Raw genomic sequence first — 15,569 nt, 5'->3', positions numbered from 1 at the left:
GCGTCAGGACTTCTATCTGGTCGCCTGCTGCAGAAACTCGCTAAGAAAAGCCAGACCAATTCTCTGATCAATAGGGGCTTCACTCTCGTGGAGCTGATGGTGGTGATCGTGATTGTTGGCATCCTCAGCGCGATTGCCCTGCCCAACTTCCTCAAGCAGACCGATAAAGCCAAAGCCACAGAAGCCAAGCAAAACATTGCCTCAACCTTGAAACAGGCTCAGGCCCAATACGTCGAAGACGGCACAGCACCAAAAACAGCCGCCGCGGATATGAACGAGCTGTATGGGACTCCATTAAACGGAGCGACAACCTTCAATTACGCCGCCGCTTGGAGCAGCCCCATCTACACAATTACCGCCACTGGTAATGCAACCGATGCGGGATTGACCTCAAAAGTAATGAAGGGCTGCGTGAACTTCGACACCGGCAAGGTCGACGTGCAATCCGTACTTGACCAAACCGCCGCACCATCCTGCAGCTGATTGGGCGATCACAGTCCTCAGCCATTCCTACGTCTAAGCCAATCCGCCTTACGCATCTTCTGACGTGGCTTCTCGCGCTACAGCATTCTCAGACTCGGGCTTCACGCTGACAGAGCTCGCGATAGCTGTAGCGATTGTTGGCATCCTGACTGGAATCGCTCTGCCGAATTACTTCAACGCGGTCCAACGGGCTCGTCAGAGCGATGCGTCAAGCCAAATCATGACGATCCTGACCAGCGTTCAGGCCTACCGCGAAGAGTTTTTAGAAGTTCCCAACAGCTGGGACGACATCGCTCAAATCACCCCGGTAATGACCGATAACGGCATTGCCACTGGGGCCTTAACAACCCCCATCACCACGCCCAATGGGGGGCATTTTCAAATTTCCTTCGCCAATTCAGGAGACATCACAACGGCCAGGGCGAGCAAAACAGGCTCATCGGCATGGGGCATCAGAGCCTGCCTCAACACGACGACTGGAGTCTCTGATCTGTTCAGGGAACAGCCCGGCAAAAGTTCTCGCACGGTGAGCTGCACCTGATGCGATCACTGCTGCGCCACCTCATCAAACGCCGCCATGGCAACCGAGACAGCGGTGTAGCCGTCGCTGTGGCCCTGATGACTGGGTTCATGTTGTTGGTGGCCACCAGCGGATTGGTAGCCAAACAGATGATGAGCCGCCGCGCGTCGGCCTCAGAAAGTTACAAGCAGCTGGCTGAGCTAGCGGCAGGCAATGGCATGAACCGGATCCTGGCTGCTCTCAACGACGACGCAGCCAACATCTCGCACCTCTGGAAGCTCAGCCAAAACGAGGAATACACGCCTGTAGGCCAACCCCTGCAGCAATGGGATCTCAGCGGCAATGCCCTACGCATGTCGATGACCCAGCCCTGCGCGCAAACCAATGGTCTTGGACCCGAGCGCGATGTGTTGTTCTCTGGCGATCTCAGCAACGGCAAAAACCTCAGAGACGATGGCCGCAAGGACTCCGTTCAGATCAGCTACCGACTGCGCTCATACAACTACTCAGCAGGTGACAGCAAGGCGACATTTGCTGTTGAGGGTTACGCCACAGCTGGCCAAGGGGACTCAGCCAAGGTCCTGGGTCGATCGCTACTGACCCGTGTCCTGGCTCTCAAAGATCTGCACAACAACGACAACGACTGGGGTGTCATCGCTGGTCGCTCGATGCAACTGGGGCCAAGCCGGATTGATGGCGATGGCCGCATCCTCTGGATGCTCAACCAGAGTCAGGCTGAAAACGTCGTCAGGCAGACAGCCTGCAACACAGGACAGCTAGCCAACCAACTGGGAATCAGCAGCTCGAACACCGCAGCACGCCTGTGGCCTCTCTCGAGCACCACCGATGCCGACCTGGAGTTTCCGAGCGCCGGCATCTTCGATCAAAAAACCAGCATTGACCGGGTCAACACCAGCTCCTCCTCCGATCGCAGGATCTGGTCGATAGATGACAGCCGCACGACGATGTGCAGCGGCACACGACCCTCGCGCGGCGCGAGTGGGGATGCGATTTGCGTTCGTGGTGAATCACAGGGGCGCTGGAGTGCCCTTGAAAGTGCCTCAACAGTCCGGCGCTTTCGCGGACGTGTGCGACAAATCACGCTGCACAGCGATGACATTTGCCAAGGCGATTCATCCAAACCCTGCACGATCTGGATCGAGAAGATCAACCTCAGCCGAGGGGCCCAACTCAGCATTGAAACTGGCAGCCAGAACGGCGCGCGGCCAGTGGTTCTGCGCATGTTGCGGCCACAGGAATCCATCACCCTTACCAACGGAACGCTCTGCCAGGCGCGCTACAGCCGCAGCAGCGCAAGGCCACTTCCCTGCCAAAACCCGACTCAGAGCACGGCCACCAATCTGGTGATCCTTGGAACAGGGGGCAGCAAGAGCAACTCCTGCAGTAATCCAGGACAACATCTCAGCTTTGGCGGCAACGCCTTGCCCTCGGCCTTTGTTCTGCTGCCCCAAGGAACGGTGTCGGTGCAGCGCGCTGCTGCGATGAATGGGGCGATCTGGGCGCACAACATCTGTGCAAGCGCTGGGGTAGCTCTGACTACCAGACAACCCGGCGGCTCATTAATCGAGTCGTTCAAGGAGACATGGCAACCCGATGACTCCCTGACCTTCGGGCGCACGATCACCAAAGGGGTTCGAGGCACTGGCCTCGACATGTTTGTGCGGTGGTGAAGCGCATACCAGCCACAGCCAAACAACGCCGGACGGTCCCTTCGGGTGGCTTCACGATCGTGGAGTCCCTGGTGGCTGGGGTGATTTTGTTCATTTTGATGCTGAGCACCAATCGCTTTTTGCTGATTGGCATGGCGAATTCAACCCGGAGCGGTCAGCGCACAGCACTGGAGTTGGAAATCCTCAATGACATCGAAGAAGTTCAAGCCATTGATGCGTTGATCAATAACTCACCAGAGCTCAAAACTGAAGCCTGCACCAGCAGAAACCCAGCCCTTCACCTCTCGCAGCAGATCTCAACTCAAAACCCGGTCCCCAATGGCAGCACTTGGGGTCGCCAGTTTGACAGCTCTGATTCGGACATTTTGATCGTCACCTACGAATTTGCGATACCAATGCGAGACACCAAGGAAAAGGAATACCGGATTGTCGAGCTCAATCCCAGTTTCATGGCGACGTGTTGACCATGAGCTTGCCAACCCGCCAAACAAGCCATGGATTCACCCTCACTGAGCTGATGGTTTCCGTTGTCCTGACCAGTCTGGGCGTGATGACCTTTGTTCCCATGGTGGAGCAAAGGGTCAAGCAAACAACGGTGGATAGTTACACCAGCAAGATTGAGTCAGGGATTATTCAAATGAAAGCCAACATGGTGAGCCGGCAGGGAAGCTGCCGCATCGCTCTACCAAGTGGCTCTGGAACGGAAACGGAGATCACGGCTAAGGCCCTTGAAAGCTTGGTCATTGATGATGACCCCAACGATCCCGATGCCTGGTGCCCACCACCGACAACGGACATGGGTGGTTTAAGCATGAAGCCAACCAGCACTCGTTTTTTAAATATCAAGAACAGCTTGTCTGAGCATCAGCACGACGACATTCGACTGCTAATCACACCAGCTGAAATCTCAATGAACACCATCGGTGGTGTGACAGCACCAGAGGCGAGTTTTGACCCAACTCCCCTGACAATCAGGATTAGGTCACGAGGACTTGAAAGCAGAGGCAAGGGCCTAGAGCGCTGTCTCCAACTGGAGGTGATGACCGGGACCTTAATTCGCGGCACCTGGAAAGGATCAAATTTCGACACAGGCCAATGCACACAAAGCTGATGCCCTTCTCAGACAACACTCACCCTCCAGACAGGAGCCGTTAACCTTGAGCCCGACACCTCACAGTTACAATCAAGGTCATACTCAGATTGGCCGGTCCATGCATCCAAAGTTGATGCATCGCACCCTTGGTGTGCGGTCAAAATTGAATGGCTTCACGCTTACTGAAGCCATGGTGGCAGCAGTGACCACCATGGTGGTTGTTGGTGGCGCTGCAATGGGCATGAGAAGCCTCAATTCCGCCATCCGTGAAAGCGGCGATCTCTCAGGATTACGCAGTAATGCGCTCACTGGGACCAGGCTTCTGCGCTCAGAAGTGCAGCGCAGCCTTTACCTGATTGTCAAAGGCGGAAGCTATGAAGATGAGCGCGGTTATACCGACATGGAGAACGGCGCTTATCCAGAATACCAAGCATCAATTAATGACTGCGCAGCCATCCAATCAGGGCGCACCTTCAATCCATTTTTTGGCATGAAGATGGCTGAGCTGGATACACCTGTGGTGTATGGACTTGGCACAGCCAACAACGGGATGAATTATTCCCTAATCCGCTGCGGCCCTCCCCTCAGTGCCGACGGTCGCTACGAAACAGAATAGGTCATTCTCTCCACAGTGCTAGAGGGAATTGGCACGATTCCTTGTGATGACCCCAGTGGTCAATGCCCCAGACCAACAAATAAAGAAGGCAAGCAACTCGAGATCGCCGAGATTGCTGCCAACCTGGATACAACCCTGCTTAGTGATAACAGCTCAGGCCTCCGCTCCTATATGGAACCGGCGATTGCGATTCAAACTGATAGCTACCGCAAACTTCTCAAGATCATTGACCCGACCACAGAATCTGACGCGATCAACTACAGCTTCCTGCACAACCCAGGCGGCAAAGGCGGCAGTCAGGTGGATCTAGATCTGATCGCCTACGCCAGGGCAGACAAGGTCTCACGCACTGATGATTTCTACACCGTCCGCACTGGCGATTCCGGATTGGTTGACGATCCAGATCCCATCACGACCTGCCAGGGCAACAACTGCAGCTTCTACGGCATTCCCGTCAACACCAACTCCGTGCAGCTGGTAGTTGATGGCTCCGGCTCCATGAGTGCCTGTGTGGCCTGGGGCAACACCCGCAGCAGCACCAAGCGGATCTTCTTCAACGGCCGCAAGTACTTCAGAACACGCCGCACCTGCTTGGTGACCCGGATGGAGTCGCTGCAAAGCGAATTGCGCAACCTACTGAATTCACTACCGGCCAGTGCCAATGTGAGCTTGCAAGCCTTCAGCTCACCGGGATACCTCAACCACCGCAACTGGAAAGACGGCCAGTTGGTGGCCCTAACGCCAGCCAACTTGAGCAGTGCCCTGGCCTTTGTGAATTCCCTCTCAGAAGGCAGGGTCACCCGCTGGGGAGGAACCCACCCCTGGGATGCCCTCAACAAAGCGTTCCGGAACGATTCAGCAAACAGCATCTACTTCCTCACAGACGGCCAACCCAACCGCGATCCCAATGGCGGCTACTGGAGCACAAGGGATTACAACCGCACGGCTGATCGCTACGTCGCCATCAACAACAACCGCAACGATCAACTCGCCGTTAACACCGTGTCGATTGGTCTGCACTCACCCTGGATGGAAATGATGAGCAACGGCGCCAGTGGCTCCTACAAACTAGTCAACCAATAAAGAGAGGCCGTCAGGGCTGATAGATCAGCTTTCGCGCATCCTGACTAGATGGCTCATATCCGTATCCATAACTCCCGCCTTGATCATCATCCATGATTTGTGGTGTCACCACAATAACCAGCTCTCTCTTGGTGCGGGTTCCAATGGTTTTCCTGAAGAACTGACCAATAAGAGGTATATCACCTAAAACAGGCCATTTTGTAAATTCTTCTTTGGTGTCATCTTGTATTACACCTGTCAAAATCAAAGTCTGGCCATCTCGAACACGAAATTCACCTGTTTTGAGCTCACGTAAAGCAAGATTCTGCACTGAATAGAGGACATTATTACAAGTCGTTTGCTCAGGCAAACCCGCCGGCGCTGATAGTGTGGGATTGACTTTTAGAGTAACAAATCCATTGTCATCAACCCTTGCAACAGAAACATCTACCTCCAGCCCGGCAGTCTCTTTCTCCTGCTCGCAACTGATTACGCCAGTAGATGAAGAAGAGGAATTCACATTAGTAGTGTAAGTCCGGCCAACTCCAACGCTAGAGGATTCGCTTTCTTGCACAATCAATGTGGGATCAGCAAGTATTTTTGCGCTGCCGCCTGCGATTTGCGCAGTAACATAATCAAAAAACTGATTCTTAGGATACTCAAAGTTCAATGGCGTCTCGTAATTAAGGGTGGTATTTCCGTTATCTAGCTCCACTTCAGTTACTCCTGGCTGCCCTGGATTAGAGTAAGGTCCATAGCCTGGGCGTGAATACAAGTTTCCTTGCAAAGGAGGAGTATTTGCATTGTTTCCATACGGATATCGAGAACCGGCACCTTGATAGGGATATTGCCTGATGGGACGGTCTACAAATTGCTGGGCACCACCTGGCAACTGAAAAGCTCCAGAGCCGACGAGAGGAGACCCTGTTGGTGTTCCATCTGCAGCCGTGTAGTTTCCAGGCAAACCCGTTTCAGGAGATCCAGGAGGCTTGAGCTCACCAAAATTGACAAGCATTTGGCCGCTGCGATTCACGATAAAAGTATTACCTGTTCTTACCGCAAAGCTATTATCGAAAGTCTTCGCATTTGTAAGGTCAACATCAAGTATTTGAACACGAACAGCTACTTGTCGCTTTCGAAGATCAACTTGCTTGAGATAGCCTTCAGCTATTTCAACAAGATTGGGCTCGCCCGTGAGGGTAATTGAATTTAAGCGATCATCAGGTGAAACAGTAAGCCCCTTCAGAGGCAAGGCCCCGGCCGCTGCACCATCAGCCTCCACCGTTTGAATACTGACACTAGTGCCAGTCAACTCTGTCTTTGGACCTGTATTGACTTGACTACCTGTTGCTCCAACAACATCAACTGCATCAACCTCTGCTTGTTTTTCTTCCAGGACTTTTGTCCTATAAAAAGTAGCTCCTTGGCTCATTAAAAACTCTGTAGCTCGAGCAGGAGAAACCTGATTAAGCCGAACCGTACGACTCATTAATTGCCTTGCAAAAGACGGAAGTTTTTCGCCCACAATCAGAGTTTTTCCTTGGCGCTTAGCCTGCAATCCCCCCAAGGTCAGCACAAGGTTTACGGCTGACTCAATCGGCTCATCTTGGAAATCAACTGAAATGGGATTCCCTCCAGCGCTGCCTTGACCGTCTTCAGTTTTCTTGCTGTAAAAGGCAACGTTGTACCCACCAGCTCGCCCCAAAGTCATCAACACATCACGGGCTGGGGCATTGCGAAGCGTTAGACGTTCGACCATGCCAGCCCCTGGCATCCGAACTTCATTGCCTTTGATCGCGATGGTGCCGATGGCCATATCACCAACGGGAGGCGCTGTTGCTCGCTTGCGCAGTGGCGGCACATAGGTATTGCGCTTCACCCGCCCAGGAGTGTTGAGGTCATAGCTGCCCGCCACCATTTCCGGCAGAGGCTGCGCTTTAAAGCTGACCTGCACATCACGGCCATTGGCAGTCACCAGAGGCGACCCCAAGGTCTTCCCAGGCAGTGCATTGACCTCTAATCGCCAGAGGGTGCCGCTGCCGCTAAAGCTGATGCTGTCCATGCCGGCATCGGGCATGGTTAGAAATTTGGGGCTTCCCAGAGGAGGCCTCCGCTGCCCTGTATTGACCTCTATCAACCAGCCGTTATCTGTTTTGATCTTACGAACATCAGGGCTCGGGCCCATGCCAACCAACCGCAGCTCAATCGAGCCGGGGTAGCGCACCACCTTGAGATCAACCTGCTGCTCAGCGCGAACGACAGCTACCGGAGGGATCGCCATTGCTGCAGCTACAGCCACCGGCAGGAGGCGATGCATCCATGAACCAGGAAACTTTGCCGAAGGTACCGGGCCAAAGCATGGCCATCCAGTGGTCAGCTGCCGAGCTGCGATGGCTTGGGCCTCACTGGCGCGGGTATAACAAAAGAGCGTCCCGGGATTCGTCAGCTGGATGGGATGAAAGCTGTACGCCCCTGGCACCGCCGATTCATTCGCAGCATGCAGCAGCAGCTGCAGCTCGCCTCCAGTGGCGTGATGATCCTCGGCTTTGCTGTGGCAGCGGGCTCCACACTTTGGATCGGCAACTTCAATTTGCAGCGGGAACTAGCCCGTGATGCCAAACAGGTCAAAGAGGCCCTCAACCGCCGCGGGGAAGAGTTGATGTTGCTCCCAGTAGCAGAGCGCAATCGATTGCTGAGTCAGCTCAGGCGCAACAACACCAATTGGAAGCAAACGGTCTGGATTGAACTCGACGATGGAACCAAGCTCCTGCCCAGCCAAGCGGAGGGATCAGTTCCAGCTGATCTGGTTTGGCGTTTAGTCAGTAGCAACCAGCCAGGCAGTCTCAACCGGATTGTCCATAGCAGCTTGCCCGATGGGGTCTCTGTGGTGTCCATGGTGGAACCCACTGGCATCCCGGGGATTCGCCTGGGCATTGCTCAAAACATCACCGCTTACACCCGAGCCCTTGGCCAGCATCTGACCCTGCTGGTAATCAGTTGGGGCATCACGCTGCTACTCAGCCTGCGTCTGATCGGCGTCTTGGTCAGCCGGATTGTGCAGCCATTACGCCAACTCAGTCGCAGCGCTGCGACCTTGAAGTCCGATTCCCTACCCGGCGGCAGCATCACCGTTGGAAACGCCCCAGAAGAAGTGGCTGAACTTTCTGAGTCCTACAACTCATTGCTGGATCGCCTCTCAGAGGCATGGCAGCAACAGCGACTCTTTGTCAGCGCCGTCTCCCATGAACTGCGTACGCCGCTCACCATTATTTCGGGCTACCTCAACCGCACGCTCAGGCGCGGCACCAACCTCAATGAGCAGCAGCACAAAGCGATCTCTGTTGCTGGAGAGGAATGCACCCGCCTGATCCATCTGTTGAACGACTTGCTGGATTTATCACGCAGTGACAGCGGCCAGCTGCAAATGACGCGCGAAAGCTTTGACCCCAGACCTGTTGTGCTCGAGGCCATCGAGCAAGCCACCAACACCTTGGAGCACCCCATCACATTCCACACAGACGTAAAGCCAGACGACGATCTTGTGATGGAAGCGTGCCCAGAGCGCCTCAAGCAGGTGCTGCTCAACCTGATGGAAAACGCTCACAAATACTCAGCTGCTGACGCTCCAATCGGCATCGAGCTGAGCCGTGAAGCCACCAGTTGTTGCCTTGCAATCACCGACAACGGCGATGGAATTGCCATTGGCGACTTGCCTCATATCTTTGAGCGGTTTTACCGCGGTAAACACTCCAAACGCAGTGGCGGCTCTGGGCTAGGACTCGCCGTTGTCAAGTTGCTGGTTGAGGCGATGGGAGGGGAGATCTCCGTTCAAAGCAGTGTTGGAGAAGGGAGTTGTTTCACTCTGCAATTTCCACTGCCTGCAAAACAGCCTGGCCTTCCTGCTGCAGGCTGAGCTCCCCTTGGCGCCAGGAAAGCTGCCACTGCACCAATCCGCTCACCTGTTCCCAGCAAGAGGCAAGCATTTCTTCTCGCTGGCCATGGGGTAAAGCACAACCCTGCCAAGCCGGTGCATCAGCGTCCAAGCCATCCAGTACAACGCGATGTTGATAAGAGGCCATTGGATTCAGCTGCCCATCGAGGCCATAGGCCGGACCGCAGCGCATCAGAACGTGCCCGCGCCAGATGCGGCTGGGTGATGGACCAATGCTGTAGCTGATAACTACCCCATCAGCCAGAAGGATTTGGAGCAATGGTTGGCGGCCTGCCATGGAGCAAGACGGCAATAGCTCAGGTGCCAAAGCAACACCGCGCTGAATATCAGCGCTGATGAGTTGATTGGCCCTCATCAGCAATTGCCGTTGACGCAGCACGACTCCCAATCGACTGCCCAGGATCTGTTCTTGCAGCAACCAACTGGCGACCACAGCAACCATCAGCAGGCCAAGGCTGCAAGCCAACAGCAATTCCACCAACGAAAACCCTTGATCCTGGCCTCGATTCACCACCTGCCACGCTGCTCAAGGCAGGGTTCCCCGCACAACCCCTCAGAAAGTTCTCAGTAAATCCTCAGGTCAATTACCGCCAAAGCACGGCCAAACTGTTTTTGTGCTCCAAGTTGGTCTCGATGCAGCGCGCCCTCGTGGCCATCGTTGATGACGATCCCCGCATTCAGGATCTGCTCAGCGCTGAGCTCGGCGACTTGCAGCAACCCCACTGCAGCTACAGCAGTGCAGAAGCCCTGCTCGCCGAATTGGATCTCCGCCAGCCTGGTCTGATCCTGCTGGATGTGTTGATGCCTGGGATGGGTGGAATGGGCTGTCTCAAAGAGCTCCGTCAACGCGGTTACGCAGGGACCGTGGTGATGTTCAGCGCTCTCAATGATCCAGAACTCAAACAGAAAGCAGAAGCAGAAGGCGCCAGCGGCTGGGTGGTGAAGTCAACGCTGTTTGATCAACTGGAGCCGCTACTGCAGCACTATCTCCCCAACAACTGAGGCCAGCGCAGAACAAACAAAGCGCCACGACTGGGGTGGCTTGAAGCTTCCAAAGCAATGCTTCCCCCCATGGAATCCATCAATGCCTCACACAGCGCCAGGCCAAGCCCAGCGCCATCGGCCTGGGCGCTGTCACGGTGCTCCTCAAGACGCACAAACCGCTCGAAAATTTGCTGACGCGAACTCGGCTCGATTCCTGGGCCGTGGTCTTGCCATTGCAGAACAAGTTGCTCAGCTTCTGAACTCAGTTTCAATTGAATCTGCGCAGGAGCTGAGCTGTAGCGAAGGCTGTTGTCGAATAATTGCGCCAATACTTCGGCCAATGCCTCGACATCAACGTCAATGTCGGTACTAGCCAGCTGAGACGGGAGCAATTCCAATACCACCCCCTCTGGCAAGAGCTGTTGCGCGCACCACTGCTGCAACCAGTCCTGCAGCGATACACGGCGTAAATGCAGCTGCTGGCGTCCGGTCTCTAAATCACTCAAGGTCAACAGGTTGCGCAGCAGCCGAGCTAATCGGCCGGTTTCCTGTTGCGCATGCTGTAACCACTGCTGGGGCTCATGCCCCAAAGAAAGGGCTGTATGGCCAAGCCGCTTGAGGCTGCCGCTGACGATCGCTAGAGGAGTGTTGAGTTCGTGGGCCAAGTCATTGAGAAAGCGCCGTTGCTGCTGCAACGCCTGCTCTTGAGGCGCCAAGTCACGAGCAAGCAACAGCAGATAACCATCACCAGGCTGGGGAATTCGCCGCCACTCCAATTGGATCGAGCGACCAGCTAGTTGAAAGATGCCGTTGCCATCACCGCGCTGAATGCGCTGCAACGGGTGATCAGTCGAATCCAGGGATAACAACTGTCCGTTGCTTCCGGTGACGGACTCAAGCAGCTGGTCTAAGCGCTGCCCTACCAGAAAAATCGCCAATCCATTGGTCCAGAGATCCGCCGCTGATTGGTTGCCCCAACGGACTTCACCACCAGGCTCAACAATCACCATCGCTTCACTGGCAGCATCAAACGCCACCTGCAACAAACCCAGGGACTGACGCAATTCAGCCAGCAGGGCCTGATCAGTCATTCTGCTGAGGACGCGTATGGCCCCTCCAATGGGCGCAAGGTGGCAGCAAAGCTCCAACTGCCATCGGGATATTTCTCAGCAACGATGTAGTGCTCGCTTTGCACTTCACTGCCGTCACTGCACACCGTGGCCAGGGTCAGTGGATGGCCCACCACCTTGGAACTTTCAGTGAGCTGAAAGCGCGCAAAGCCGGCGTGATGAAATTCACGAAAGCTGGGCGGCAGGATCGCTGAAATTGATTCACCGACCAGCTGACCCTCAACCCAGCCATACACCTCCGCAAAGCGGGCATTGAACTCAACGATGTTGCCTCTGGCATCAGCACGCACAAAGGGCAAGTTTTCCTTTTCGCGCAGGGCCGCAACAGCGCCTGGAGTCCACTGCTCCGCCATGGCGTTCTCGCAATCAAATTCAGATTAGGAGCGATTGCGCTAATGCACCTATAAATAGAGAAGGCCACAACGGTGGGAATGGCTCCGGAAGCTGAGCAGCTACGTCTGCTCCTGGTTGATGATGAGCCCAAGCTCACCGAGTTCCTGCGTATGGAGCTGGAGCTGGAAGGCTATGCCGTGCAGATCGCCCACGATGGCGCCAGCGGCCTGATTGCCCTCAGGGGAGAACCTGCACCAGATCTGGTGTTGCTCGACTGGAACCTGCCTGACTTCACCGGCCTTGATATCTGCAGGCGGATTCGATCCACCGGCATGTCCGTGCCTGTGCTGATGCTCACGGGCTACGACGAAGTCAAAGACAAGGTGGAGGCTCTCGATGCCGGCGTCGACGACTACCTGGTCAAACCCTTCTCGATCGAAGAACTCTTAGCCCGGCTCAGGGCGCTGCAACGGCGCTCCAATGCCCTGCAGCCCCAAGCCAGCGAACCGGATGTGCTGCGCATTGGTGATCTGGAGCTGAACCAAGCGAATCACGACGTCCGCCGCGGCAGCCGCAGTATCCAGCTCTCCAACAAGGAGTATCAGCTGCTGGTGTTCCTAATGCGCTCACCCAACAAGGTCCAGTCGCGCTTGGAGATCCTGCATGGGGTGTGGGGCGAGAGCTTCTATGGCGATGACAACCTGCTCGACGTTTATATCCGCTACCTGAGACAAAAAGTTGAAAGCCCCGATGAACCCAAGCTGATCCACACCGTGCGCGGCGTGGGCTTCATGATGCGCATAGAAGGCTCTGAAACCTGAGGAATGCAAAGCATGCTTTGCATTCAACGATGAGGATCTCTCATCTGATCATTCAGAAATCTCTCATTCATCCATAGCTGAAATTACATCTACAGGTCAAAAGGGCTGGATAGAAAGGTCAGGTACCCGAGGCGCATGGCGCCATCGACACCATGACTTCTCTAAATCCTTCACTGCGCTTGGCTCTGATTAACAAAGCCAAAAGCAAGAAAAACCTCCTTCAAAAAGGCTTCACTCTTGTTGAGCTTTTGGTGGTGGTTGTGATTCTTGGCATTCTCTCCGCTGTTGCACTGCCTGCATTCCTTGACCAATCGGATACTGCCGCAGAAAGCGCAGCTGATGCGGCTGCATTGGCAGCAGCCAAATCATGCGAAGCAGCCCTCATAATGAACGAAACCTACACAAATCCAGCAGGTGTTGGATTTGCAACAGGCACAACCGCTTGTGCATACGGCGCCGAATTCACAACCCTAGCTGCAGTTTATGACAGACTTGGCACTCAGGCAATTGCTGAAGTAGGGGCCAACGGAGGAACGAGCGTAACAACCAACGCCGCAGCATAATAGGGCCAAAAATCAGACAAACTAGCCTCTAAAAGCCCCTTCATATTTAAAAGAAGGGGCAAAAATTATTACCAATTGGCCATGCATAAAGTTCAAAAAGCAAACCTGCATGCCTTCACCTTGCCCGAATTATTAGTAACAGTATCGATTCTTGGAATCCTTGGTTCTGTTACTACACCAGCACTACTCGGACAACTAGAAAGAGGACGCCAAGGGGAGGCCGAGACATTGATCTCACAACTCATTACTCAAACATCTGCCTTCAACGACGAATTTGGCAAAGCAGCTGAAAGCTGGCGCGATCTAGACGCAATTGCAACTATTTCAACAGGCGACGGCACTGCAGACTCGTCAGACTTTGAAGCAATAACAACACCTAGCGGAAATTACTCGGTCTCAATAACTAAAAGCGAGAACAGCTACACGTTTGCAGCAACACCAAAAGGCAATGCTTCCTCTAAATACAACGTCATTGGATGCTCAAATATCGCCACAGGCGCAAGCCAGATTATCTCCGGGGACAGCCAAGCAGCCGCCAGTGCCGGCGACCTCAAATGTTAAATCCAGCAACCCAAAAAAAGAAACGAAGCGATTTCTCTACGAAGCAAGAAGAAGGCATGGCCCTGATCATCACTTTGATGATGGGTCTAATGCTGCTGGCCGGATCAAGCGGCTTGCTGGCCAGGATGACAATGAGCCGAAAACTGGGAGCATCAGAGAGCTACCAACAAATGGCCGAAACCGCTGCCCTCAATGGCTTTAATCGCATCCTCGCCACGTTAAACAACGACAATGATGAAAAATATCGTGGCTACTACTTCAGTCTTGACAATAAAGAAGGAGAGCCTGACGTGCAGGGCGATGAAAGCCTTGACTGGGATACTGCCAACAATGACCCAAGGCCAAAACCACTCGAAGAACTTTGCACCGACACAAGCGTTGGCATGCCTGTGGGCTGGCCGAGAAATGAACGACAACTCACATCCAGCACACAACGCAACGATGGCAAAGGGCCAATCCAACTATTTTACCGAATGCGCCAATACTCACAGCCTGAAGATGGGGGGCAAGGTGAGGGCACTTTTATGATCGAAGGATTGGTTCGGCGTGAATCAGCTGGTAATCCTGAGAACTACCTGGCGCGCACACTCCTAACCCGATCTCTCTATGTCCAATCACTTGTAGCAGCTGAGGGAGATTGGGCAGTAATGGCAGGCAAATATATGGAGCTAGGGGATTCAAAAGTGACTGACCACAACAACAATGCCGATGGGGCAGGAATGATCTTACTGGATGTAAAAGATGCATCTGCATTTGACACGTCGTCAGAATGCAGTCAATCTGCCCGTAAATCAGCAGTTGATGCAAACAACCAAGAAATAGGCTCAAAAATTTGGCCAGTCCTCAAGAGGGGTTTCCCTCTTACGACTCTATTTGAAAAAGACAAGCTTATCGACTCTGTTGACGGAACGGCCCGAGTATGGAGTTTTGACGATACGCCTGCTCCTGCTGACCCAGATCTCGACCCTGATAGCGCGAGCTTCCAAGCACAATGCATTGACTCAGTGGTCTGTACTCGTCTAGCCAACAGCGACGAATTCAAAACTCCAGAAGGAGTTGAGATTAACAACGCTTCAAAAACCATCTCCATCAAATCGGACGTGCTTTGCAAGGACCAATCCGGATTTGAATGCCATGTCTTTATTGAACATCTCAAGCTATCCTCGACTCAACTCTTAATTGAAACAGGGCAGAGACCTGTCGTACTTCATCTTGAAAAGCCCCAAGGAGACGCAATCAATAGCAATTTGAGTGGCCAAATCAAACTCACTGGCACAAGCAAACTGTGTGGAACAACAGGAGGCAGTTCCTGCAACGGTAAGCCAGAGCGGCTTGTCATTACTGCCAATGCAGGGCAAACAGGGATGGCTTGCAATGCCTCAACCCATGTGCTGAGTTTCGAAGGGGATGCTCTTCCGCACGCTTTTATTCATCTTCCCAGGGGCACAGTTCGACCAAGTGCTGACAGCAAATTACACGGTGTTATTTGGGCCCACAGCATCTGTGCCAAGGATGGAAGTATTCACCTGGTCACTGAGGACTCGAGCAGCACTGTTGTCCGAGCAGCCGACGATTTGTGGAAGTGGAGCGAAGAGGGTTTTGCAGGTTATGGGCGAATGGTCACCCGCGGCATCCGAGGCACAGGTCTTGACACCTTTAGACGCTGGTAATGACTCAGCATGATTTCAGATGTTTATCAGCAGCAACTCAAACTCTTTTCTCTTAATGCACCAATGAACAAGCTGATTTTGCACGAGACT

The 15,569-nt window shown here is 53.9% G+C and carries 17 protein-coding genes and 1 pseudogene; 14 read left to right on the top strand and 4 right to left on the bottom strand.

The annotated features are described in order from the left end of the window. Positions 1–96 precede the first annotated feature (96 nt). From SynMINOS11_RS13055 to SynMINOS11_RS02900, 8 genes and pseudogenes are all read left to right on the top strand, one after another. Positions 97–483, top strand: a complete 387-nt coding sequence (locus SynMINOS11_RS13055; RefSeq protein WP_370586181.1) for a type IV pilin protein — start codon at positions 97–99, stop codon at positions 481–483. 64 nt (positions 484–547) lie between these two features. Beyond that, positions 548–640: pseudogene (locus SynMINOS11_RS13105) on the top strand (prepilin-type N-terminal cleavage/methylation domain-containing protein); the annotation flags it as partial. 63 nt (positions 641–703) lie between these two features. Continuing rightward, positions 704–1,024, top strand: coding sequence for a hypothetical protein (locus SynMINOS11_RS02925; protein WP_255445562.1), 321 nt, complete (start codon positions 704–706; stop codon positions 1,022–1,024). Beyond that, complete coding sequence (locus SynMINOS11_RS02920) at positions 1,024–2,694, top strand: hypothetical protein (protein ID WP_186549750.1); 1,671 nt, start codon at positions 1,024–1,026, stop codon at positions 2,692–2,694. Before SynMINOS11_RS02925 ends, SynMINOS11_RS02920 begins: the two co-directional genes overlap by 1 nt. Beyond that, the gene (locus SynMINOS11_RS02915; protein ID WP_186549749.1) at positions 2,691–3,158 is read left to right on the top strand and encodes a type IV pilus modification PilV family protein; all 468 of its coding nucleotides are present in this window, start codon (positions 2,691–2,693) and stop codon (positions 3,156–3,158) included. The genes SynMINOS11_RS02920 and SynMINOS11_RS02915 overlap by 4 nt, the downstream gene beginning before the upstream one ends. A gap of 2 nt (positions 3,159–3,160) precedes the next feature. Continuing rightward, on the top strand, positions 3,161–3,805 hold the full coding sequence (locus SynMINOS11_RS02910) for a pilus assembly FimT family protein (RefSeq protein ID WP_370586180.1): 645 nt from the start codon (positions 3,161–3,163) through the stop codon (positions 3,803–3,805). Between the two features lie 115 nt (positions 3,806–3,920). Then, positions 3,921–4,403, top strand: a complete 483-nt coding sequence (locus tag SynMINOS11_RS02905; RefSeq protein WP_186549745.1) for a hypothetical protein — start codon at positions 3,921–3,923, stop codon at positions 4,401–4,403. Positions 4,404–4,418: 15 nt separating this feature from the next. After that, complete coding sequence (locus SynMINOS11_RS02900; protein ID WP_186549743.1) at positions 4,419–5,486, top strand: hypothetical protein; 1,068 nt, start codon at positions 4,419–4,421, stop codon at positions 5,484–5,486. A gap of 10 nt (positions 5,487–5,496) precedes the next feature. On the opposite strand, the gene SynMINOS11_RS02895 is transcribed toward SynMINOS11_RS02900, so the two are convergent. Continuing rightward, positions 5,497–7,782 (bottom strand): secretin N-terminal domain-containing protein, encoded by a 2,286-nt coding sequence (locus SynMINOS11_RS02895; RefSeq protein WP_186549741.1) that lies wholly within the window; start codon positions 7,780–7,782, stop codon positions 5,497–5,499. Positions 7,783–7,920: 138 nt separating this feature from the next. On the opposite strand from SynMINOS11_RS02895, the gene SynMINOS11_RS02890 reads away from it, so the two are divergent. Then, on the top strand, positions 7,921–9,378 hold the full coding sequence (locus tag SynMINOS11_RS02890; RefSeq protein ID WP_186549739.1) for a sensor histidine kinase: 1,458 nt from the start codon (positions 7,921–7,923) through the stop codon (positions 9,376–9,378). On the opposite strand, the gene SynMINOS11_RS02885 is transcribed toward SynMINOS11_RS02890, so the two are convergent. Beyond that, positions 9,323–9,928, bottom strand: a complete 606-nt coding sequence (locus SynMINOS11_RS02885; RefSeq protein WP_186549737.1) for a prepilin-type cleavage/methylation domain-containing protein — start codon at positions 9,926–9,928, stop codon at positions 9,323–9,325. The genes SynMINOS11_RS02890 and SynMINOS11_RS02885 overlap by 56 nt on opposite strands. Before the next feature lie 122 nt (positions 9,929–10,050). On the opposite strand from SynMINOS11_RS02885, the gene SynMINOS11_RS02880 reads away from it, so the two are divergent. Continuing rightward, the gene (locus SynMINOS11_RS02880; RefSeq protein ID WP_186549735.1) at positions 10,051–10,419 is read left to right on the top strand and encodes a response regulator; all 369 of its coding nucleotides are present in this window, start codon (positions 10,051–10,053) and stop codon (positions 10,417–10,419) included. Here SynMINOS11_RS02880 and SynMINOS11_RS02875 read toward each other — a convergent pair. Further along, positions 10,401–11,492 carry a sensor histidine kinase gene (locus tag SynMINOS11_RS02875; RefSeq protein ID WP_186549734.1) on the bottom strand — a complete coding sequence of 364 codons (1,092 nt, stop codon included), beginning with the start codon at positions 11,490–11,492 and terminating at the stop codon, positions 10,401–10,403. The genes SynMINOS11_RS02880 and SynMINOS11_RS02875 overlap by 19 nt on opposite strands. After that, positions 11,489–11,884 (bottom strand): PAS domain-containing protein, encoded by a 396-nt coding sequence (locus SynMINOS11_RS02870; protein WP_186549732.1) that lies wholly within the window; start codon positions 11,882–11,884, stop codon positions 11,489–11,491. Before SynMINOS11_RS02870 ends, SynMINOS11_RS02875 begins: the two co-directional genes overlap by 4 nt. Before the next feature lie 78 nt (positions 11,885–11,962). On the opposite strand from SynMINOS11_RS02870, the gene SynMINOS11_RS02865 reads away from it, so the two are divergent. From SynMINOS11_RS02865 to SynMINOS11_RS02850, 4 genes are all read left to right on the top strand, one after another. Continuing rightward, positions 11,963–12,685: a response regulator transcription factor gene (locus SynMINOS11_RS02865; protein WP_186549730.1), complete on the top strand. Its 723-nt coding sequence runs from the start codon at positions 11,963–11,965 to the stop codon at positions 12,683–12,685. A gap of 179 nt (positions 12,686–12,864) precedes the next feature. Next, positions 12,865–13,248, top strand: coding sequence for a prepilin-type N-terminal cleavage/methylation domain-containing protein (locus SynMINOS11_RS13050; RefSeq protein WP_304623012.1), 384 nt, complete (start codon positions 12,865–12,867; stop codon positions 13,246–13,248). An 81-nt stretch (positions 13,249–13,329) separates the two neighbouring features. After that, positions 13,330–13,809: a type IV pilin protein gene (locus SynMINOS11_RS02855; protein ID WP_186549726.1), complete on the top strand. Its 480-nt coding sequence runs from the start codon at positions 13,330–13,332 to the stop codon at positions 13,807–13,809. Further along, entirely contained in the window at positions 13,803–15,479 is a 1,677-nt protein-coding gene (locus SynMINOS11_RS02850; RefSeq protein ID WP_186549724.1) for a hypothetical protein, read from the top strand. Before SynMINOS11_RS02855 ends, SynMINOS11_RS02850 begins: the two co-directional genes overlap by 7 nt. Positions 15,480–15,569 lie beyond the last annotated feature (90 nt).

This window comes from Synechococcus sp. Minos11 (genome assembly GCF_014279855.1).
In the GTDB taxonomy this organism is placed as follows: Bacteria; Cyanobacteriota; Cyanobacteriia; order PCC-6307; family Cyanobiaceae; genus RCC307.
Note: the sequence above shows the minus strand (reverse complement) of the source record. Positions and strands in the feature narration are given on the sequence as shown.